This window comes from Streptomyces sp. NPDC050448, from assembly GCF_040655295.1.
Lineage (GTDB): Bacteria > Actinomycetota > Actinomycetes > Streptomycetales > Streptomycetaceae > Streptomyces.
Window position 1 is genome coordinate 70,152 of the sequence record NZ_JBFAJR010000028.1, and the last position, 18,931, is coordinate 89,082.

The 18,931-nt window shown below is 66.3% G+C and carries 31 protein-coding genes; all 31 read left to right on the top strand.

Annotation, left to right across the window (positions count from 1 at the left end):
- The first annotated feature begins 41 nt into the window (after nucleotides 1-41).
- The 31 genes from AB0I68_RS27890 (at nucleotide 42) to rplQ (ending at nucleotide 18,853) form a co-directional block, all read left to right on the top strand.
- Nucleotides 42-1,931: a hypothetical protein gene (locus AB0I68_RS27890; RefSeq protein WP_363180129.1), complete on the top strand. Its 1,890-nt coding sequence runs from the start codon at nucleotides 42-44 to the stop codon at nucleotides 1,929-1,931.
- A gap of 601 nt (nucleotides 1,932-2,532) precedes the next feature.
- Nucleotides 2,533-2,841 carry a 30S ribosomal protein S10 gene (gene rpsJ / locus AB0I68_RS27895; protein ID WP_003948644.1) on the top strand — a complete coding sequence of 103 codons (309 nt, stop codon included), beginning with the start codon at nucleotides 2,533-2,535 and terminating at the stop codon, nucleotides 2,839-2,841.
- 14 nt (nucleotides 2,842-2,855) lie between these two features.
- Nucleotides 2,856-3,500: a 50S ribosomal protein L3 gene (gene rplC / locus AB0I68_RS27900; protein ID WP_008739720.1), complete on the top strand. Its 645-nt coding sequence runs from the start codon at nucleotides 2,856-2,858 to the stop codon at nucleotides 3,498-3,500.
- 4 nt (nucleotides 3,501-3,504) lie between these two features.
- A complete protein-coding gene (gene rplD, locus AB0I68_RS27905) occupies nucleotides 3,505-4,155 on the top strand; it encodes a 50S ribosomal protein L4 (protein ID WP_030008466.1) in 651 nt (216 codons plus the stop codon).
- Nucleotides 4,155-4,478, top strand: a complete 324-nt coding sequence (gene rplW / locus AB0I68_RS27910) for a 50S ribosomal protein L23 (RefSeq protein ID WP_037792012.1) — start codon at nucleotides 4,155-4,157, stop codon at nucleotides 4,476-4,478. The genes rplD and rplW overlap by 1 nt, the downstream gene beginning before the upstream one ends.
- 39 nt (nucleotides 4,479-4,517) lie before the next feature.
- Complete coding sequence (gene rplB, locus AB0I68_RS27915) at nucleotides 4,518-5,354, top strand: 50S ribosomal protein L2 (RefSeq protein ID WP_008739715.1); 837 nt, start codon at nucleotides 4,518-4,520, stop codon at nucleotides 5,352-5,354.
- Between the two features lie 12 nt (nucleotides 5,355-5,366).
- Complete coding sequence (rpsS, locus tag AB0I68_RS27920) at nucleotides 5,367-5,648, top strand: 30S ribosomal protein S19 (RefSeq protein ID WP_008739713.1); 282 nt, start codon at nucleotides 5,367-5,369, stop codon at nucleotides 5,646-5,648.
- A 43-nt stretch (nucleotides 5,649-5,691) separates the two neighbouring features.
- The gene (gene rplV / locus AB0I68_RS27925; RefSeq protein WP_037792011.1) at nucleotides 5,692-6,039 is read left to right on the top strand and encodes a 50S ribosomal protein L22; all 348 of its coding nucleotides are present in this window, start codon (nucleotides 5,692-5,694) and stop codon (nucleotides 6,037-6,039) included.
- Nucleotides 6,039-6,881 (top strand): 30S ribosomal protein S3, encoded by an 843-nt coding sequence (rpsC, locus tag AB0I68_RS27930; protein ID WP_008739710.1) that lies wholly within the window; start codon nucleotides 6,039-6,041, stop codon nucleotides 6,879-6,881. The genes rplV and rpsC overlap by 1 nt, the downstream gene beginning before the upstream one ends.
- Nucleotides 6,882-6,886: 5 nt before the next feature.
- Nucleotides 6,887-7,306 (top strand): 50S ribosomal protein L16, encoded by a 420-nt coding sequence (gene rplP / locus AB0I68_RS27935; protein ID WP_030026326.1) that lies wholly within the window; start codon nucleotides 6,887-6,889, stop codon nucleotides 7,304-7,306.
- Nucleotides 7,306-7,530 (top strand): 50S ribosomal protein L29, encoded by a 225-nt coding sequence (gene rpmC / locus AB0I68_RS27940; RefSeq protein WP_008739703.1) that lies wholly within the window; start codon nucleotides 7,306-7,308, stop codon nucleotides 7,528-7,530. The genes rplP and rpmC overlap by 1 nt, the downstream gene beginning before the upstream one ends.
- Nucleotides 7,530-7,811 carry a 30S ribosomal protein S17 gene (gene rpsQ / locus AB0I68_RS27945; protein ID WP_030026328.1) on the top strand — a complete coding sequence of 94 codons (282 nt, stop codon included), beginning with the start codon at nucleotides 7,530-7,532 and terminating at the stop codon, nucleotides 7,809-7,811. Before rpmC ends, rpsQ begins: the two co-directional genes overlap by 1 nt.
- Nucleotides 7,812-7,948: 137 nt before the next feature.
- Nucleotides 7,949-8,317 (top strand): 50S ribosomal protein L14, encoded by a 369-nt coding sequence (gene rplN, locus AB0I68_RS27950; RefSeq protein ID WP_008739701.1) that lies wholly within the window; start codon nucleotides 7,949-7,951, stop codon nucleotides 8,315-8,317.
- Nucleotides 8,318-8,319: 2 nt separating this feature from the next.
- Nucleotides 8,320-8,643: a 50S ribosomal protein L24 gene (gene rplX, locus AB0I68_RS27955; RefSeq protein WP_214946845.1), complete on the top strand. Its 324-nt coding sequence runs from the start codon at nucleotides 8,320-8,322 to the stop codon at nucleotides 8,641-8,643.
- Nucleotides 8,643-9,194 carry a 50S ribosomal protein L5 gene (gene rplE / locus AB0I68_RS27960; RefSeq protein WP_363180130.1) on the top strand — a complete coding sequence of 184 codons (552 nt, stop codon included), beginning with the start codon at nucleotides 8,643-8,645 and terminating at the stop codon, nucleotides 9,192-9,194. Before rplX ends, rplE begins: the two co-directional genes overlap by 1 nt.
- A gap of 5 nt (nucleotides 9,195-9,199) precedes the next feature.
- Nucleotides 9,200-9,385 carry a type Z 30S ribosomal protein S14 gene (locus AB0I68_RS27965; RefSeq protein WP_003956452.1) on the top strand — a complete coding sequence of 62 codons (186 nt, stop codon included), beginning with the start codon at nucleotides 9,200-9,202 and terminating at the stop codon, nucleotides 9,383-9,385.
- A 223-nt stretch (nucleotides 9,386-9,608) separates the two neighbouring features.
- The gene (gene rpsH, locus AB0I68_RS27970) at nucleotides 9,609-10,007 is read left to right on the top strand and encodes a 30S ribosomal protein S8 (RefSeq protein ID WP_007265911.1); all 399 of its coding nucleotides are present in this window, start codon (nucleotides 9,609-9,611) and stop codon (nucleotides 10,005-10,007) included.
- Between the two features lie 20 nt (nucleotides 10,008-10,027).
- Nucleotides 10,028-10,567, top strand: coding sequence for a 50S ribosomal protein L6 (gene rplF / locus AB0I68_RS27975; RefSeq protein ID WP_363180131.1), 540 nt, complete (start codon nucleotides 10,028-10,030; stop codon nucleotides 10,565-10,567).
- Between the two features lie 2 nt (nucleotides 10,568-10,569).
- On the top strand, nucleotides 10,570-10,953 hold the full coding sequence (gene rplR / locus AB0I68_RS27980) for a 50S ribosomal protein L18 (RefSeq protein ID WP_008739696.1): 384 nt from the start codon (nucleotides 10,570-10,572) through the stop codon (nucleotides 10,951-10,953).
- A gap of 45 nt (nucleotides 10,954-10,998) precedes the next feature.
- On the top strand, nucleotides 10,999-11,601 hold the full coding sequence (rpsE, locus tag AB0I68_RS27985; RefSeq protein ID WP_073912880.1) for a 30S ribosomal protein S5: 603 nt from the start codon (nucleotides 10,999-11,001) through the stop codon (nucleotides 11,599-11,601).
- Nucleotides 11,601-11,783 carry a 50S ribosomal protein L30 gene (gene rpmD / locus AB0I68_RS27990; RefSeq protein WP_005313525.1) on the top strand — a complete coding sequence of 61 codons (183 nt, stop codon included), beginning with the start codon at nucleotides 11,601-11,603 and terminating at the stop codon, nucleotides 11,781-11,783. The genes rpsE and rpmD overlap by 1 nt, the downstream gene beginning before the upstream one ends.
- Before the next feature lie 2 nt (nucleotides 11,784-11,785).
- Nucleotides 11,786-12,241 carry a 50S ribosomal protein L15 gene (gene rplO / locus AB0I68_RS27995; protein WP_030154704.1) on the top strand — a complete coding sequence of 152 codons (456 nt, stop codon included), beginning with the start codon at nucleotides 11,786-11,788 and terminating at the stop codon, nucleotides 12,239-12,241.
- 186 nt (nucleotides 12,242-12,427) lie between these two features.
- Entirely contained in the window at nucleotides 12,428-13,741 is a 1,314-nt protein-coding gene (gene secY / locus AB0I68_RS28000) for a preprotein translocase subunit SecY (RefSeq protein ID WP_363180132.1), read from the top strand.
- Complete coding sequence (locus tag AB0I68_RS28005; protein WP_363180133.1) at nucleotides 13,741-14,388, top strand: adenylate kinase; 648 nt, start codon at nucleotides 13,741-13,743, stop codon at nucleotides 14,386-14,388. Before secY ends, AB0I68_RS28005 begins: the two co-directional genes overlap by 1 nt.
- 165 nt (nucleotides 14,389-14,553) lie before the next feature.
- Nucleotides 14,554-15,390 (top strand): type I methionyl aminopeptidase, encoded by an 837-nt coding sequence (gene map / locus AB0I68_RS28010; protein WP_363180134.1) that lies wholly within the window; start codon nucleotides 14,554-14,556, stop codon nucleotides 15,388-15,390.
- A gap of 309 nt (nucleotides 15,391-15,699) precedes the next feature.
- Nucleotides 15,700-15,921, top strand: coding sequence for a translation initiation factor IF-1 (infA, locus tag AB0I68_RS28015; RefSeq protein WP_003956442.1), 222 nt, complete (start codon nucleotides 15,700-15,702; stop codon nucleotides 15,919-15,921).
- 73 nt (nucleotides 15,922-15,994) lie between these two features.
- Nucleotides 15,995-16,108: a 50S ribosomal protein L36 gene (gene rpmJ / locus AB0I68_RS28020; RefSeq protein ID WP_003956441.1), complete on the top strand. Its 114-nt coding sequence runs from the start codon at nucleotides 15,995-15,997 to the stop codon at nucleotides 16,106-16,108.
- A 199-nt stretch (nucleotides 16,109-16,307) separates the two neighbouring features.
- The gene (gene rpsM, locus AB0I68_RS28025) at nucleotides 16,308-16,688 is read left to right on the top strand and encodes a 30S ribosomal protein S13 (RefSeq protein ID WP_007265919.1); all 381 of its coding nucleotides are present in this window, start codon (nucleotides 16,308-16,310) and stop codon (nucleotides 16,686-16,688) included.
- Nucleotides 16,689-16,742: 54 nt separating this feature from the next.
- On the top strand, nucleotides 16,743-17,147 hold the full coding sequence (gene rpsK, locus AB0I68_RS28030; RefSeq protein WP_003956432.1) for a 30S ribosomal protein S11: 405 nt from the start codon (nucleotides 16,743-16,745) through the stop codon (nucleotides 17,145-17,147).
- A 137-nt stretch (nucleotides 17,148-17,284) separates the two neighbouring features.
- Nucleotides 17,285-18,307 carry a DNA-directed RNA polymerase subunit alpha gene (locus AB0I68_RS28035; protein WP_008739666.1) on the top strand — a complete coding sequence of 341 codons (1,023 nt, stop codon included), beginning with the start codon at nucleotides 17,285-17,287 and terminating at the stop codon, nucleotides 18,305-18,307.
- 84 nt (nucleotides 18,308-18,391) lie between these two features.
- Nucleotides 18,392-18,853 carry a 50S ribosomal protein L17 gene (gene rplQ / locus AB0I68_RS28040; protein ID WP_030154710.1) on the top strand — a complete coding sequence of 154 codons (462 nt, stop codon included), beginning with the start codon at nucleotides 18,392-18,394 and terminating at the stop codon, nucleotides 18,851-18,853.
- Nucleotides 18,854-18,931 lie beyond the last annotated feature (78 nt).

Here is an 18,931-nt window from a genome sequence, read left to right on the forward strand (position 1 = left end):
GCCCCATCCCGCGGTGACACCCGTGACGGAATTGGACTGAGATGACACACCTGGCCCCCGAGGTCGTCGGAGCATCCGGCACGGCGCACCGCCGGACCGGTACCCGGACCCCGGATGCCGGGCCAGTCCCGGCCGGCGAGGCGGCCCGCCGCCCCTGGACGTCCCGGCGCTGGGTGCTCGGCCTCGCGGAGGCCGTCGTCAGCGTCACGGCGGCCCTCGGCTACACGCTGCTGAGCCGTCACATCATGGTGAACCCGCTCGTCCGCCTCGGCCAGGTCAGCGGCCTCGCCATGCTCCAGCAGTACGCCGCGATCATCGGCCTGCCGCTGCTCGCGCTGCTGCTGTTCACCGCCTACCGGGGTACCGCCCGGCGCCACCAGCTGGTCAAGCGCCTGGTCTGCGCCGCCCTGGCGGGCCTGGCCACCGGCGTGATCGCCGGCGGTGTCGTCGTCGCCCTGCGCGGCACGCCCCACGCGCTCGGCGGCCAGGAGGGCGACCCGGGCGTCCTGATCGACATGGCCAACTCGTTCCTGCACCACGAGGGGATGTCGGGCATCTACCCGCCCGCCTTCCCGGCCCTGATCGCCCTCTGGGCGAAGATCCGCTACAACGGCCGCGGCGAGACCGGTTTCGCCCTGCACGACCTCCAGATCTTCTTCACCGCCGTGGCCGGCCCGATGGCCTACCTGGCCTGGCGGGTACTGCTGCGGCCCTTCTGGGCGCTGCTGATCGCGGTTCCGGCCGCGGTGGTCTTCCTCGACCCGATCCGCCCGTACAGCCACATCGTCATGATCGTGCTGCTCCCGCTGCTCGGTTACTGGCTGCGCGAGATGCGCCTGGCCGGCCGGCTCACCACGTGGCACCTGCTGCTGCGCGGCACCGCCGTCGGCCTGATCTTCGGCGCGCTGTTCCTCTGGTACTCCGGCTGGTACATCTGGGCCGCACCCGGCGCTGCCGCGGCCGCGCTGTTCTTCTTCCCGTGGCGCCAGGGCGCCGCGACGGCCAAGAGGGCGGGCCTGTACGTCGGAGCCACGCTGGTGTCGGCCGCCGTCGTCGGCGCCCCGCTGCTGTACCAGATGGTCCGGCTGGGCTCGGAGAACCCCGACCGCTACGCCTTCCTCGCCGTCTACGCGGATCCCACGTACGTCCTCGGCTGGGTCTCGGACCGGTCCGGGACCCTGACCTACCAGACCTGGCCGGTGGCCGGCGAGCTGGCGGGCCAGAGCGGGTTCGCCCTGCTGCTGCTGTTCGGGGTGGGCCTCGGCCTCGGCCTCGGCCTGCGCAACGTCATGGTCCGCACCGCGGCGGCGGTCCTGGCGGGCGCCTGGCTCGCCCGCTTCTGGTTCGCCGGGCACATGGCCCACGACAAGGCCATCCAGCTCTACCCGCGCACCACGTGGATCATCATGTACTGCCTGATGATCCTGGCCGTGCTCGGCATGATGGCGGTGGTGAACCGGGGCTCCGGGTGGATCGAGCGCACGCTGCGCCCGACCGGGGCGGGGGCCGGGGCCTCCCGGGTCATTCCGCGGCGGGTGGTCCGCCAGCTCGCCGCCGGCATGGTGTGCGTGGTCGCCCTGTTCGCGACCATGGGTGCGTCCTGGTCGGTCAACCGCTACATGCCCTCGTCCGACGTCGACTCGATGGGCATCGACGCGTACCGCGCGCACACCATCAAGAAGCGGGACGGCAGCTGCCCGCGCTTCTCGCCCGTCAAGGACTGCAAGGACATCGAGAAGGACGACTGGAAGCCCGGCCCCATTCAGGACTTCATCTGGTGCGCCGGCATCGTGGCCGACGACTGGCCCAGCGTCTGCGGGATGAACGCGCCCAAGCGCGTCCGCTCCAGGGCGGACATCGAGAAGGACGAGCAGGTCGAGAAGGACGCCCGGAAGGCCGCCAAGGTCAAGAGGGACGCCCAGAAGAACTGAGGGGCCACGCGGTCCGGGAACCAGAAGCTCGCGCTCAGGCCCCCGGGGCCAGGGCCGCGCCCTGCTCTCGCGGCGGGGCGAACGGGATTCCGGGGACCGGTGTGCCCGCCGTCGTGCCCGTGGGCGGGCCCGGGCGGATCCCAAGGGGGGCCCGGGAAGCCTCGCTGCGCGGTGCGGTTTGACCGATCACCGCGGAGGGGTATTCTCTTCGGCCCGATTGGCGCAGTACGTGTCTTGTATGGCAGACTACTCAAGTTGCTCGGCTGAGTGCCGATGCTGCGCGCCTCCCGCCGGGAGGACCGGAAGCAAGTCCCACAGTACTCGTCGCCTTCATCTGCCTTTCGGGGCAGCAATGGGGCGGACGTACGGGAATCTTCTGGGAAGCGTCAGCACGGTGTCGGCCAGGCACTCGGTGGGTGTTTCTCCCCCGAACCGCGGTCTTGGGACCGCACCCCCTTGGACGAGGGAATTTCCGTATGGGAATTTTCTGTAGAGGGAGTGCGACACGCCCGACCGCGTGGGTCGGAGAGAAGCGGTGGAGAGATCCACAGCCGACCGAGAGCCAGAGCGTTTCCACAACAGACAGGACTACGGAGTAGCCATGGCGGGACAGAAGATCCGCATCCGGCTCAAGGCCTACGACCACGAGGTCATCGACTCCTCGGCGAAGAAGATCGTCGAGACGGTGACCCGCACTGGTGCGTCGGTCGCAGGCCCGGTGCCGCTGCCCACTGAGAAGAACGTGTACTGCGTCATCAAGTCGCCGCACAAGTACAAGGACTCGCGCGAGCACTTCGAGATGCGCACGCACAAGCGCCTGATCGACATCCTCGACCCGACGCCCAAGACCGTTGACTCGCTGATGCGCCTGGACCTTCCGGCCGGCGTTGACATCGAGATCAAGCTCTGAGAGGCGTCGAGAAGATGGCAAAGCAGATCAAGGGCGTCCTGGGCGAGAAGCTCGGCATGACCCAGGTCTGGGACGAGAACAACCGTGTCGTCCCGGTGACCGTTGTCAAGGCCGGGCCCTGCGTCGTTACCCAGGTCCGTACGAACGACATCGACGGCTACGAGTCGGTCCAGATCGCCTTCGGCGAGATCGACCCGCGCAAGGTGAACAAGCCCCTCAAGGGCCACTTCGCCAAGGCCGACGTGACCCCGCGCCGCCACCTGGTGGAGCTCCGCACCTCCGACGCCAGCGAGTACACGCTCGGCCAGGAGATCACCGCCCAGGTGTTCGAGTCCGGCGTCAAGGTTGACGTCACGGGCAACAGCAAGGGCAAGGGCTTCGCCGGTGTCATGAAGCGGCACAACTTCCGGGGCCTCGGCGCCGGTCACGGTGTGCAGCGCAAGCACCGCTCCCCCGGTTCGATCGGTGGCTGCGCCACCCCTGGGCGTGTCTTCAAGGGCATGCGCATGGCCGGTCGTATGGGCAACGAGCGCGTCACCACCCAGAACCTGACCATCCACGCGGTTGACGCGGAGAAGGGTCTGCTCCTCATCAAGGGCGCAGTCCCCGGTCCGAACGGCGGCCTCGTCCTGGTCCGTACCGCGGCCAAGGGGGCTTGAGGTAATGAGCACCATTGACATCCTTTCGCCGGCAGGCGACAAGGCCGGTACCGTCGAGCTCCCCGCGGAGATCTTCGACGCGAAGACCAGCGTTCCGCTGATCCACCAGGTCGTTGTCGCTCAGCTGGCTGCTGCCCGTCAGGGCACGCACAAGACCAAGCGTCGTGGCGAAGTCCGTGGTGGTGGCCGCAAGCCGTACCGCCAGAAGGGCACCGGCCGCGCCCGTCAGGGTTCGACCCGCGCTCCGCAGTTCGTCGGCGGTGGCGTCGTCCACGGCCCGCAGCCGCGTGACTACTCCCAGCGGACCCCGAAGAAGATGAAGGCCGCCGCCCTCCGCGGTGCCCTCTCGGACCGTGCGCGCCACTCCCGCATCCACGTCGTCACCGGCGTGGTCGAGGGTGCCGCCTCCACGAAGGCCGCCAAGACGCTGTTCGGCAAGATCTCGGAGCGCAAGAACCTGCTCCTGGTCGTCGAGCGCGCCGACGAGGCCGCGTGGCTGTCCGCCCGCAACCTGCCCCAGGTTCACATCCTGGAGCCGGGCCAGCTGAACACGTACGACGTGATCGTCTCTGACGACGTGGTCTTCACTCAGGCCGCTTTCGAGTCCTTCGTGTCTGGCCCCAAGGCCGATGAGACCGAAGGGAGCGACGCCTGATGTCTGAGGCGACCGTTACCAGCAAGACCTTCACTGACCCGCGCGACCTGCTGATCAAGCCGGTTGTCTCGGAGAAGAGCTACGCGCTGCTGGACGAGAACAAGTACACGTTCATCGTCGCGCCTGGCGCCAACAAGACCCAGATCAAGCAGGCCGTCGAGGCGGTCTTCTCGGTCAAGGTCACCGGGGTCAACACGATCAACCGTCAGGGTAAGCGCAAGCGCACCAAGACCGGTTTCGGCAAGCGCGCCAACACCAAGCGCGCCATCGTGACCCTCGCTGAGGGCGACCGAATCGACATCTTCGGCGGCCAGGCCTCCTAACGGAGGTCTAGTCGTCCGGAATCGGACGAGGACTGAGAAATGGGTATCCGCAAGTACAAGCCGACGACCCCGGGCCGTCGTGGCTCCAGCGTCGCCGACTTTGTCGAGATCACGCGGTCCACGCCGGAGAAGTCGCTGGTTCGCCCGCTGCACAGCAAGGGCGGCCGTAACAACACCGGTCGGATCACCGTTCGCCACCAGGGTGGTGGACACAAGCGCGCCTACCGCGTGATCGACTTCCGTCGTCACGACAAGGACGGCGTGCCGGCCAAGGTCGCGCACATCGAGTACGACCCCAACCGCACCGCGCGCATCGCGCTCCTGCACTACGCGGACGGCGAGAAGCGCTACATCATCGCGCCGAAGGCTCTGAAGCAGGGCGACCGGATTGAGAACGGCCCGACGGCCGACATCAAGCCCGGTAACAACCTGGCGCTCCGCAACATCCCGGTCGGTACCACGATCCACGCGATCGAGCTCCGTCCCGGTGGCGGCGCGAAGTTCGCCCGCTCGGCTGGTGCCTCCGTGCAGCTGCTGGCGAAGGAGGGCACCATGGCCCACCTCCGCATGCCGTCCGGCGAGATCCGTCTCGTCGACGCCCGCTGCCGCGCCACCGTCGGCGAGGTCGGCAACGCCGAGCAGTCGAACATCAACTGGGGCAAGGCCGGCCGCATGCGCTGGAAGGGCGTTCGCCCGTCCGTCCGCGGTGTCGCGATGAACCCGGTTGACCACCCGCACGGTGGTGGTGAGGGTAAGACCAGTGGTGGTCGCCACCCGGTCTCCCCGTGGGGTCAGAAGGAGGGTCGTACTCGCTCGCCGAAGAAGGCTTCGAGCAAGTACATCGTCCGCCGCCGCAAGACGAACAAGAAGCGCTAGGAGCGGGTTTAGATGCCGCGCAGTCTCAAGAAGGGGCCCTTCGTCGACGACCACCTCGTAAAGAAGGTGGACGTCCAGAACGAAGCCGGCACCAAGAACGTCATCAAGACCTGGTCCCGTCGCTCGATGATCATCCCCAGCATGCTGGGTCACACCATCGCGGTGCACAACGGCAAGACCCACGTCCCGGTGTTCGTCACCGAGTCGATGGTCGGCCACAAGCTCGGCGAGTTCTCGCCGACTCGCACCTTCCGCGGCCACGTCAAGGACGACCGGAAGTCGAAGCGCCGCTAAAGGCGGGGTGGTAACGACTATGACTTACACCGAAGGGACAACCATGGAAGCCAGGGCCCAGGCGCGGTACATCCGCGTCACGCCCATGAAGGCCCGCCGAGTGGTGGACCTTATCCGTGGCATGGATGCCACGGAGGCTCAGGCGGTCCTGCGTTTCGCCCCGCAGGCCGCGAGCGTGCCGGTCGGCAAGGTGCTGGACAGCGCCATTGCCAACGCCGCACACAACTACAACCACCCGGACGCCTCCACGCTGGTCATCAGCGAGGCGTTCGTGGACGAGGGCCCGACCCTGAAGCGGTTCCGTCCGCGTGCGCAGGGCCGTGCCTACCGGATCCGCAAGCGGACCAGCCACATCACCGTGGTCGTCAGCAGCAAGGAAGGTTCCCGGTAATGGGCCAGAAGGTAAACCCGCACGGGTTCCGGCTCGGCATCACCACCGACTTCAAGTCGCGTTGGTACGCCGACAAGCTGTACAAGGACTACGTCAAGGAAGACGTCGCCATCCGTCGGATGATGACGTCCGGCATGGAGCGCGCCGGCATCTCGAAGGTTGAGATCGAGCGCACCCGTGACCGCGTGCGTGTGGACATCCACACCGCTCGTCCGGGCATCGTCATCGGCCGCCGTGGCGCCGAGGCCGACCGCATCCGCGGTGACCTCGAGAAGCTCACGGGCAAGCAGGTCCAGCTGAACATCCTCGAGGTCAAGAACCCCGAGCTCGACGCTCAGCTGGTTGCCCAGGCCGTTGCCGAGCAGCTCTCCTCCCGCGTCTCCTTCCGTCGCGCCATGCGTAAGAGCATGCAGGGCACGATGAAGGCCGGCGCCAAGGGCATCAAGATCCAGTGTGGCGGCCGTCTCGGCGGCGCCGAGATGTCCCGCTCCGAGTTCTACCGCGAGGGTCGTGTGCCGCTGCACACGCTGCGCGCGAACGTGGACTACGGCTTCTTCGAGGCCAAGACCACCTTCGGCCGTATCGGTGTGAAGGTCTGGATCTACAAGGGCGACGTCAAGAACATCGCCGAGGTTCGCGCCGAGAACGCTGCGGCCCGTGCGGGTAACCGCCCGGCCCGTGGCGCGCAGGGCGCTGGCGACCGTCCCGCCGGCCGTGGTGGCCGTGGTGGCGAGCGCGGCGGCCGTGGTGGCCGCAAGCCGCAGCAGGCTGCAGGCGCCGAGGCCCCCAAGGCCGACGCTCCCGCCGCCGCTCCGGCCGAGAGCACCGGAACGGAGGCCTGACCGACATGCTGATCCCTCGTAGGGTCAAGCACCGCAAGCAGCACCACCCGAAGCGCCGCGGTATGGCCAAGGGCGGTACTGAGGTCTCGTTCGGCGAGTACGGCATCCAGGCGCTGACCCCGGCGTACGTGACGAACCGCCAGATCGAGGCGGCTCGTATCGCGATGACCCGCCACATCAAGCGTGGCGGCAAGGTCTGGATCAACATCTACCCGGACCGCCCGCTGACCAAGAAGCCTGCCGAGACCCGCATGGGTTCCGGTAAGGGTTCTCCCGAGTGGTGGATCGCGAACGTGCACCCGGGCCGGGTCATGTTCGAGCTGTCCTACCCGAACGAGAAGATTGCTCGTGAGGCGCTCACCCGCGCTGCTCACAAGCTTCCGATGAAGTGCCGGATTGTTCGGCGCGAGGCAGGTGAGTCGTGATGGCGACGGGAACCAAGGCGTCCGAGCTGCGTGAGCTCGGCAACGAGGAGCTCGTTGGCAAGCTGCGCGAGGCCAAGGAGGAGCTGTTCAAGCTCCGCTTCCAGGCGGCCACGGGTCAGCTGGAGAACAACGGCCGGCTCAAGTCCGTCCGTAAGGACATCGCTCGCATCTACACCCTGATGCACGAGCGTGAGCTCGGTATCGAGACGGTGGAGAGCGCCTGATGAGCGAGAAGAACGTGACTGAGACGAACGAGCGCGGTTTCCGCAAGACCCGTGAGGGTCTCGTCGTCAGCGACAAGATGGACAAGACCGTCGTCGTCGCTGTCGAGGACCGCGTGAAGCACGCCCTGTACGGCAAGGTCATCCGCCGTACGAACAAGCTCAAGGCGCACGACGAGCAGAACGCTGCCGGCGTCGGCGACCGCGTCCTCATCATGGAGACGCGTCCGCTGTCGGCGAGCAAGCGCTGGCGCATCGTCGAGATCCTCGAGAAGGCCAAGTAAGGAAATTCGCGCAAGCGAATTCCAATAGTCAAGGCCTGAGGGGTTTCCCTCAGGTTCGTTCCGCCAGGCTCGGTGGGGGCTGCCGCTCTTCGGAGTGAAGCCCCCGCCGGGAACCGGCAGACAAACAGGAGATACACGTGATCCAGCAGGAGTCGCGACTGCGTATCGCCGACAACACTGGTGCGAAGGAAATCCTTTGCATCCGTGTTCTCGGTGGTTCGGGTCGCCGCTACGCGGGCATCGGTGACGTCATCGTCGCCACCGTCAAGGACGCGATCCCCGGTGGCAACGTAAAGAAGGGTGACGTCGTCAAGGCGGTCATCGTTCGCACCGTCAAGGAGCGTCGCCGCCAGGACGGCTCGTACATCCGCTTCGACGAGAACGCCGCCGTCATTCTGAAGAACGACGGCGACCCTCGCGGCACCCGTATCTTCGGCCCGGTGGGCCGTGAGCTGCGCGAGAAGAAGTTCATGAAGATCATCTCGCTCGCGCCGGAGGTGCTGTAAGCATGAAGATCAAGAAGGGCGACCTGGTTCAGGTCATCACCGGTAAGGACAAGGGCAAGCAGGGCAAGGTCATCATGGCCATCCCTACTGAGAACCGTGTCCTCGTCGAGGGTGTCAACCGGGTCAAGAAGCACACCAAGGCCGGCCAGACCGCTGGTGGTTCGCAGACCGGCGGCATCGTGATCGTCGAGGCGCCGATCCACGTCAGCAACGTTCAGCTGGTTGTGGAGAAGGACGGCCAGAAGGTCGTTACCCGCGTCGGTTTCCGCTTCGATGACGAGGGCAACAAGATCCGCGTTGCCAAGCGGACGGGTGAGGACATCTGATGGCTACCACTCCGCGTCTCAAGACGAAGTACCGCGAGGACATCTCGGGCAAGCTGCGTGAGGAGTTCTCCTACGAGAACGTCATGCAGATCCCCGGTCTCGTGAAGATCGTGGTCAACATGGGTGTGGGCGACGCCGCCCGCGACTCCAAGCTGATCGACGGCGCCATCAAGGACCTGACGACGATCACCGGTCAGAAGCCGGCCGTCACGAAGGCCCGCAAGTCCATCGCGCAGTTCAAGCTGCGCGAGGGTCAGCCGATCGGCTGCCACGTCACCCTCCGTGGTGACCGCATGTGGGAGTTCCTGGACCGTACGCTGTCGCTCGCGCTGCCGCGTATCCGTGACTTCCGTGGTCTGTCGCCGAAGCAGTTCGACGGCCGTGGTAACTACACCTTCGGTCTCACGGAGCAGGTCATGTTCCACGAGATCGACCAGGACAAGATCGACCGTACCCGGGGTATGGACATCACCGTGGTCACCACGGCGACCAACGACGCTGAGGGCCGCGCGCTCCTTCGTCACCTCGGCTTCCCCTTCAAGGAGGCGTAAGCGAGATGGCGAAGAAGGCTCTCATCGCGAAGGCTGCCCGCAAGCCCAAGTTCGGTGTACGTGCGTACACCCGCTGCCAGCGCTGCGGTCGTCCCCACTCCGTGTACCGCAAGTTCGGCCTGTGCCGCGTCTGCCTTCGTGAGATGGCTCACCGTGGCGAGCTGCCGGGCGTGACCAAGAGCTCCTGGTAATTCCCTCTCGTCCGCAAGGACTTGGGAACTTCCAGGCACTCTCGGTAAGCATCTGGTCGGTGGGTGCCCTGCTCCGCATGCCGTAGGCTTGCGGGGTTGGGCGTCCGCCGTCCATAACGACTTACTACGCCGTAGGTCCCCGCACCGCACCCGTCCCGCCACTGAGTGGGGAGAGGGATGGCGCATACAGGAAACCCCGGCGAGAGAGGCCGAAGGCCACTTCATGACCATGACTGACCCGATCGCAGACATGCTGACCCGTCTGCGTAACGCTAACTCGGCGTACCACGACACTGTCGTGATGCCGCACAGCAAGATCAAGTCGCACATCGCGGAGATCCTCAAGCAGGAGGGTTTCATCACCGGCTGGAAGGTCGAGGACGCCGAGGTCGGCAAGAACCTCGTCCTCGAGCTGAAGTTCGGGCCGAACCGTGAGCGCTCCATCGCGGGCATCAAGCGGATCTCGAAGCCCGGTCTGCGCGTGTACGCAAAGTCCACCAACCTGCCGAAGGTCCTCGGCGGCCTGGGCGTGGCGATCATCTCCACGTCCCACGGTCTCCTGACCGGCCAGCAGGCAGGCAAGAAGGGCGTAGGTGGGGAAGTCCTCGCCTACGTCTGGTAGTCGGGAACGGAGGAAAAGCAATGTCGCGAATCGGCAAGCTCCCCATCCAGGTTCCCGCCGGTGTGGACGTCACCATCGATGGCCGCACGGTCGCGGTGAAGGGCCCCAAGGGTCTCCTCTCGCACACCGTCGCCGCGCCGATCGAGATCGTCAAGGGTGAGGAAGGCGTTCTGAACGTCATCCGCCCCAACGACGAGCGTCAGAACAAGGCCCTGCACGGCCTGTCCCGCACGCTGGTGGCGAACATGATCACCGGTGTGACCACGGGGTACGTCAAGGCTCTCGAGATCAGCGGTGTCGGTTACCGCGTCGCCGCGAAGGGCTCCGCTCTGGAGTTCCAGCTTGGTTACAGCCACCCGATCCTGATCGAGGCGCCCGAGGGCATCTCCTTCAAGGTCGAGTCGCCCACCAAGTTCTCGGTCGAGGGCATCGACAAGCAGAAGGTCGGCGAGGTCGCCGCCAACATCCGCAAGCTGCGGAAGCCCGACCCGTACAAGGCCAAGGGTGTCAAGTACGCCGGCGAAGTCATCCGCCGCAAGGTCGGAAAGGCTGGTAAGTAGCCATGGCATACGGTGTGAAGATCGCCAAGGGCGACGCGTACAAGCGCGCTGCCAAGGCTCGCCGCCACATCCGCATTCGCAAGAACGTGTCGGGTACGGCGGAGCGTCCGCGCCTCGTCGTGACGCGTTCCAACCGCAACATCGTTGCTCAGGTCATCGACGACCTCCAGGGTCACACCCTGGCGTCCGCGTCGACCCTGGACACCTCGATCCGCGGTGGCGAAGGCGACAAGAGCGCCCAGGCCCAGGCCGTCGGCGCGCTCGTGGCCGAGCGTGCGAAGGCTGCCGGCGTCGAGACCGTTGTCTTTGACCGCGGTGGCAACCGATACGCCGGGCGCATTGCCGCTCTGGCTGACGCCGCCCGCGAAGCCGGGCTGAAGTTCTAAGCCCCGGTTCCGGGACTCACGGACGTAACAGAGAGAGGTAATCCAATGGCTGGACCCCAGCGCCGCGGAAGCGGTGCCGGTGGCGGCGAGCGGCGGGACCGGAAGGGTCGCGACGGTGGCCCTGCCGCCGAGAAGACCGCTTACGTTGAGCGCGTTGTCGCGATCAACCGCGTCGCCAAGGTTGTCAAGGGTGGTCGCCGCTTCAGCTTCACCGCGCTGGTCGTGGTGGGCGACGGTGACGGCACTGTAGGTGTCGGTTACGGCAAGGCCAAGGAAGTTCCCGCGGCCATCGCCAAGGGCGTCGAGGAAGCCAAGAAGAGCTTCTTCAAGGTCCCGCGCATCCAGGGCACCATTCCTCACCCGATCACGGGCGAGCGTGCTGCGGGCGTCGTGCTGCTGAAGCCGGCTTCCCCCGGTACCGGTGTTATCGCCGGTGGCCCGGTGCGCGCCGTTCTGGAGTGCGCCGGCGTTCACGACATCCTGTCGAAGTCGCTCGGCTCTTCCAACGCGATCAACATCGTGCACGCGACCGTGGCGGCCCTCAAGGGCCTGCAGCGTCCCGAGGAGATCGCGGCTCGCCGTGGTCTGCCCCTCGAGGACGTCGCCCCCGCGGCTCTCCTTCGTGCACGTGCTGGGGCGGGTGCGTAATGGCTCGCCTCAAGATCACGCAGACGAAGTCGTACATCGGCAGCAAGCAGAACCACCGCGACACGCTGCGTTCGCTCGGGCTCAAGCGCCTGAACGACGTCGTCGTCAAGGAGGACCGCCCCGAGTTCCGCGGAATGGTTCACACCGTCCGCCACCTCGTGACGGTTGAGGAGGTTGACTAATCATGGCTGAGAACAGCCCGCTGAAGGCCCACAACCTCCGTCCCGCCCCCGGCGCCAAGACCGCGAAGACCCGTGTCGGTCGTGGTGAGGCGTCGAAGGGTAAGACGGCCGGTCGTGGTACGAAGGGCCAGAAGGCCCGTTACCAGATCCCGCAGCGCTTCGAGGGTGGGCAGATGCCCCTCCACATGCGCCTGCCGAAGCTCAAGGGCTTCAAGAACCCGTTCCGCACCGAGTTCCAGGTTGTCAACCTGGACAAGCTCGGCGCTCTCTACCCCGAGGGTGGAGAGGTCACGGTGGCCGACCTGGTCGCCAAGGGCGCGGTTCGCAAGAACAGCCTCGTCAAGGTCCTGGGCCAGGGCGAGATCTCCGTGGCGCTGACGGTTTCGGTTGACGCCGTTTCCGCCTCCGCCAAGGAGAAGATTGCCGCTGCCGGCGGCACCGTCACCGAGCTCGTCTAAGACGAACCGGGTGACAGATAGCTAGAAACCCGACCGGGGATGCCTCACATTTGGGGCATCCCCGGTTGGTCGTTCCACGGGGGGCGCAGTCGCCGGTAAGGTGGCCTGCACCTTTGCTTGTACGTATTCGTCGATCCCTCAGACCGTCACCTCTGACGCAGTAGCGCGGGGGTCGCAGGAGGCACCGTGCTCACCGCGTTCGCCCGGGCGTTCAAGACGCCCGACCTGCGCAAGAAGCTGCTCTTCACGCTCGGCATCATCGTGCTGTTCCGGCTCGGGTCCCACATCCCGGTACCCGGCGTGAGCTACAAGAACGTTCAGATCTGTGTCGACCAGGCCGGAAGCAACAACAGCCTCTTCGGGCTCGTCAACATGTTCAGCGGCGGTGCGCTGCTGCAGATCACGATCTTTGCGCTCGGCATCATGCCGTACATCACGGCGAGCATCATCCTGCAGCTGCTGACCGTGGTCATCCCGAAGCTGGAGAACCTCAAAAAAGAGGGTCAGTCCGGCACCGCGAAGATCACTCAGTACACGCGCTATCTGACGGTCGCACTCGCGATCCTGCAGGGCACCGGCCTCGTCGCCACTGCCCGCACTGGTGCCCTGTTCCAGGGCTGCCAGGTCGCCAGCCAGATCGTTCCGAACCGGTCGATCTTCACCACCATCGTCATGGTCGTCACGATGACCGCCGGTACCTGCGTCGTCATGTGGCTCGGCGAGCTCGTGACCGACCGCGGCATCGGCAACGGCATGTCGATCCTGATGTTCATCTCGATCGCCGCCGGCTTCATGGGCGCCCTCTGGCAGATCAAGCTCCAGGGCAAGATCGCCGGCGGCTGGGTCGAGTTCGGCGTGGTCATCCTCGTCGGCCTGGCCATGGTCGCCCTGGTGGTCTTCGTCGAGCAGGCGCAGCGACGGATTCCGGTCCAGTACGCGAAGCGCATGATCGGCCGCCGTGCGTACGGGGGCACCTCGACGTACATCCCGCTCAAGGTGAACCAGGCGGGTGTGATCCCGGTCATCTTCGCCTCGTCGCTGCTGTACATCCCGGCGCTGATCGTCCAGTTCAGCGGTTCGACCGCGAGCTGGGCCACCTGGATCCAGAAGCACTTCGTCAAGGGCGACCACCCGTACTACATCGCCGCCTACTTCCTCCTGATCGTCTTCTTCGCGTTCTTCTACGTGGCGATTTCGTTCAACCCCGAGGAAGTTGCAGACAACATGAAGAAGTATGGTGGGTTCATCCCGGGTATTCGCGCCGGTCGACCCACCGCTGAGTACCTGAGCTACGTGCTCAACCGGATCACCTGGCCGGGGTCGCTGTACCTGGGTCTCATCGCTCTTGTGCCGACGATGGCGTTGGCCGGCTTCGGAGCGAACCAGAACTTCCCGTTCGGCGGGACGAGCATCCTCATCATCGTGGGTGTGGGTCTGGAAACCGTGAAGCAGATCGAGAGCCAGCTCCAGCAGCGCAATTACGAAGGGTTCCTCCGCTGATGCGAATCGTCCTCGTCGGACCGCCCGGTGCGGGCAAGGGAACGCAGGCCGCGTTCCTTGCGAAGAACCTGTCGATCCCGCACATCTCCACGGGCGACCTCTTCCGCGCCAACATCAGCCGGAACACCGAGCTGGGCCAGCGCGCGAAGGCGTTCATGGACGCCGGTGACCTCGTCCCCGACGAGATCACCATCGGCATGGCCAAGGACCGGATGGAGCAGCCGGACGCCGTGAACGGCTTCCTGCTGGACGGCTTCCCGCGCAACGTCTCGCAGGCCGAGGCGCTGGACGAGATGCTGAAGACGGCGGCCATGAAGCTCGACGCCGTCCTCGACCTGGAGGTCGAGGAGGACGAGGTCGTCAAGCGCATCGCCGGTCGCCGGATCTGCCGCAACGACTCTGCGCACGTCTTCCACGTGGTGTACGCCGCGCCGAAGGCCGAGGGCGTCTGCGACGTCTGCGGCGGCGAGCTGTACCAGCGCGACGACGACTCGGAGGCCACGGTCCGCAACCGGCTCGAGGTCTACCACACGCAGACCGAGCCGATCATCGACTACTACAAGGCCCAGGGCCTGCTGGTGACCATCCCGGCCCTCGGTGAGGTCGCGGACGTCACGCAGCGCGCGATGGACGCCCTCAAGAAGTAGTACCCCTGTTCGTGCAGTACGGCCGCGGTGTCCTCGAGACGCCGCGGCCGTCTGCATGAAGCAGATGGTGCCGACCTCAGCCAATAATTGAGGAACCACAGCGGAGAGCAACCACCTCCGCGAGAGCGGCGGCGGTCCGGCCGCACAGAAGGGCAGGCTTTTCCCATGGTCCAGATCAAGACCCCCGAGCAGATCGCGAAGATGCGCGAGGCAGGGCTGGTCGTCGCCGCGATCCACGCGGCGACCCGTGAGGCGGCCGTGCCGGGCGCCACGACGCGGGATCTGGACATGGTGGCCCGCAAGGTCATCGCGGATGCCGGGGCCAAGTCGAACTTCCTCGGCTACGGCGGCTTCCCCGCGACGATCTGCACCTCGGTGAACGAGGTCGTCGTCCACGGCATCCCGGACGACAAGACGGTCCTCAAGGACGGCGACGTCATCTCGATCGACGCCGGCGCGATCGTCGACGGCTGGCACGGCGACGCCGCGTACACGGCCTTCGTGGGCAACGGCCACGCTCCGGAGCTCATCGAGCTCTCCCGGGTGACCGAGGAGTCCATGTGGGCCGGCATCGCCGCCATGAAGCTCGGCAACCGCCTCGTGGACATCTCCAAGGCGATCGAGGGCTACATCCGCCGCCAGCCGCGGCCCGCGACCGGCAAGTACGGGATCATCGAGGACTACGGCGGCCACGGCATCGGGTCCGAGATGCACATGGACCCCCACCTGCTGAACTACGTCTCGCGCAAGCGGGGCAAGGGCATCAAGCTGGTCCCGGGCGTCTGCCTGGCGATCGAGCCGATGGTCTCCCTGGGCACCCCCCAGACGGAGGTTCTGGCGGACGACTGGACGGTCATCACGACGGACGGCACCTGGTCCTCGCACTGGGAGCACTCCATCGCGCTGACGGAGGCCGGCCCCATCGTCCTGACCAGCCCGGACTGCGGCAAGGCGAAGCTGGCGGAGTACGGCGTGACGACGGCGCCTGACCCGCTGGGCTGATCCGGCCGGGAGCCCGGGCCGCGTCGACGGACGGAGTCCGGCGCAGCCTCGCGAAGCTTGTGAGGCGCGCCAGCGCCGAGCCCGCGAGCGGGGCGTCCGGGAATCGGACTGCGGCAAGGCGAAGCTGGCGGAGTACGGCGTGACGACGGCGCCGGATCCCCTCGGTTAATGATCTAGTCTGTGGGGCAAACTTTCCGGATTCGTCTTTCTGGGTGCCCTGACGTAGACTGACTCGTCGGCTCCTTTGCACCCGCATGTCCTCATGTGAAGCAGGGAGCTGATCAAGGTAGCCGATTCGAAGGGCGAAGCGTGGCCAAGAAGCAAGGTGCCATCGAAATCGAGGGCACCGTGATCGAGTCCCTCCCGAACGCGATGTTCAAGGTGGAACTGCAGAACGGTCACAAGGTCCTCGCGCACATCAGCGGCAAGATGCGTATGCACTACATCCGCATCCTCCCGGATGACCGGGTCGTTGTGGAGCTGTCTCCGTACGACCTGACGCGTGGCCGGATCGTCTACCGATACAAGTAGATCTTGTCCTCACTCCTGCCTGGGCGCACGTCCCGGTACGGGTGGTGGCACTGACCCGGAGAACCTCACCAACATGAAGGTCAAGCCGAGCGTCAAGAAGATCTGCGACAAGTGCAAGGTGATCCGCCGTCACGGTCGGGTCATGGTCATCTGCGACAACCTGCGCCACAAGCAGCGCCAGGGCTGACGCACGCCGACCGACCTGCACTACGCAGTTCTTCGCGCGACGTAAGAAAACGTACATACGCAGAGCCCGCCCAGCCCTGAAGAGGGCCGGCGGCACCTCCGGCGGGGGCCGGAGACCCGGGCGTACCACCACCCATCAGGTGTGGTCGGCGGTCGGGAGTGGCTCTGCGGAAGACCCCCGAACACACAGGAGCCATTGAATGGCACGCGTTTCCGGTGTTGACATCCCGCGCGAAAAGCGTGTGGAGATCGCACTCACCTACGTCTTCGGTATCGGGCGCACCCGGTCCAAGGAGATCCTCGCCTCCACCGGCGTGAACCCGAACACCCGCGTTCGTGACCTGGCCGAAGAGGACCTCGTCAAGATCCGCGAGTACGTGGACGCCAACCTCCGTACCGAGGGTGACCTCCGCCGCGAGATCCAGGGCGACATTCGCCGCAAGATCGAGATCCAGTGCTACCAGGGCATCCGCCACCGTCGTGGCCTGCCGGTGCACGGTCAGCGCACCAGCACGAACGCGCGTACCCGCAAGGGCCCGCGTCGCGCGATCGCCGGTAAGAAGAAGCCGGGCAAGAAGTAGTCCTGTTCAGCGGTCTTGCGCTGTAGGACCGACCACCTCCCGTAGGAGATTTAGATGCCCCCCAAGGGTCGTCAGGGCGCTGCCAAGAAGGTGCGCCGCAAGGAAAAGAAGAACGTCGCTCACGGGCACGCCCACATCAAGAGCACGTTCAACAACACGATCGTCTCGATCACGGACCCCTCGGGCAACGTGATCTCCTGGGCCTCCGCCGGCCACGTCGGCTTCAAGGGCTCGCGCAAGTCCACCCCCTTCGCCGCGCAGATGGCCGCCGAGTCGGCCGCCCGCCGCGCGCAGGAGCACGGCATGCGCAAGGTTGACGTCTTCGTCAAGGGTCCGGGCTCCGGCCGCGAGACCGCGATCCGCTCCCTCCAGGCCACCGGCCTCGAGGTCGGCTCGATCCAGGACGTCACCCCCACCCCGCACAACGGCTGCCGCCCGCCGAAGCGCCGCCGCGTCTGACGCAGCGACGCCTGTGCGTCTTTGAGTGTCCGGGCGGTACGACCCCTTCGGGGGCCGTGCCGCCCGTACCCTTGCAGTACCCAGCAGTACGTGTCGGGCGTCAAATAGTGGGCGTCCACGACTGAAGGAACACAGACATGCTTATCGCTCAGCGTCCTTCGCTGACCGAAGAGGTCGTCGACGAGTACCGCTCGCGGTTCGTGATCGAGCCGCTCGAGCCGGGCTTCGGCTACACCCTCGGCAACTCGCTGCGCCGCACGCTCCTGTCCTCGATCCCGGGTGCCGCTGTCACCAGCATCCGCGTGGACGGCGTCCTGCACGAGTTCACCACCGTGCCCGGTGTCAAGGAAGACGTCACCGACATCATCCTCAACATCAAGCAGCTGGTCGTCTCCTCGGAGCACGACGAGCCGGTCGTGATGTACCTGCGCAAGCAGGGTCCCGGCCTGGTCACCGCTGCCGACATCGCGCCCCCGGCCGGTGTCGAGGTGCACAACCCGGACCTGGTCCTCGCCACGCTCAACGGCAAGGGCAAGCTGGAGATGGAGCTGACCGTCGAGCGCGGTCGCGGCTACGTCTCCGCCGTCCAGAACAAGCAGCTGGGCCAGGAGATCGGCCGTATCCCGATCGACTCCATCTACAGCCCGGTCCTCAAGGTCACCTACAAGGTCGAGGCGACCCGAGTCGAGCAGCGCACCGACTTCGACAAGCTGATCGTCGACGTCGAGACCAAGCAGGCCATGCGCCCGCGTGACGCCATGGCGTCCGCCGGCAAGACCCTGGTCGAGCTGTTCGGTCTGGCCCGCGAGCTCAACATCGACGCCGAGGGCATCGACATGGGCCCGTCCCCGACGGACGCCGCCCTGGCCGCCGACCTGGCGCTGCCGATCGAGGAGCTCGAGCTCACCGTTCGGTCGTACAACTGCCTCAAGCGCGAGGGCATCCACTCCGTGGGTGAGCTCGTCGCCCGCTCCGAGGCGGACCTGCTCGACATCCGCAACTTCGGTGCGAAGTCGATCGACGAGGTCAAGGCGAAGCTGGCCGGCATGGGCCTGGCCCTCAAGGACAGCCCGCCCGGATTCGACCCGACCGCCGCCGCCGACGCCTTCGGCGCCGACGACGACGCGGACGCCGGTTTCGTCGAGACCGAGCAGTACTAAGAAGAGACTTTCCCGGGGCAGCCGCCCCGGGGGAACTGACACCGGTACCTGACACGGCCGGTGCAGATATGAAGGAGTAACACCATGCCGCGTCCCGCAAAGGGTGCCCGTCTGGGCGGCAGCGCCGCGCACGAGAAGCACCTTCTCGCGAACCTCGCGAAGGCCCTCTTCGAGCACGGCCGCATCACCACCACCGAGGCCAAGGCCCGTCGCCTGCGTCCCTACGCCGAGCGTCTGGTCACCAAGGCCAAGAAGGGCGACATCCACAACCGTCGCCTGGTGCTGCAGACGATCACGGACAAGAGCATCGTGCACACGCTGTTCACCGAGATCGCCCCGCGCTACGAGAACCGCCCCGGTGGTTACACGCGCATCACCAAGATCGGCAACCGTCGTGGCGACAACGCCCCGATGGCCGTGATCGAGCTGGTCGAGGCCCTTACGGTCGCCCAGCAGGCCACCGGTGAGGCCGAGGCCGCCACCAAGCGCGCGGTCAAGGAGGCGGAGGCTGTCGAGACCCCCGCCGAGGAGACCAAGGAGGCCTGATCCTTCGGGATCGAGCTTGCTTGATCGGCTCTGAACGGGCCCGCCCCTTTCCCGGGGCGGGCCCGTTCTGCGTTTTCT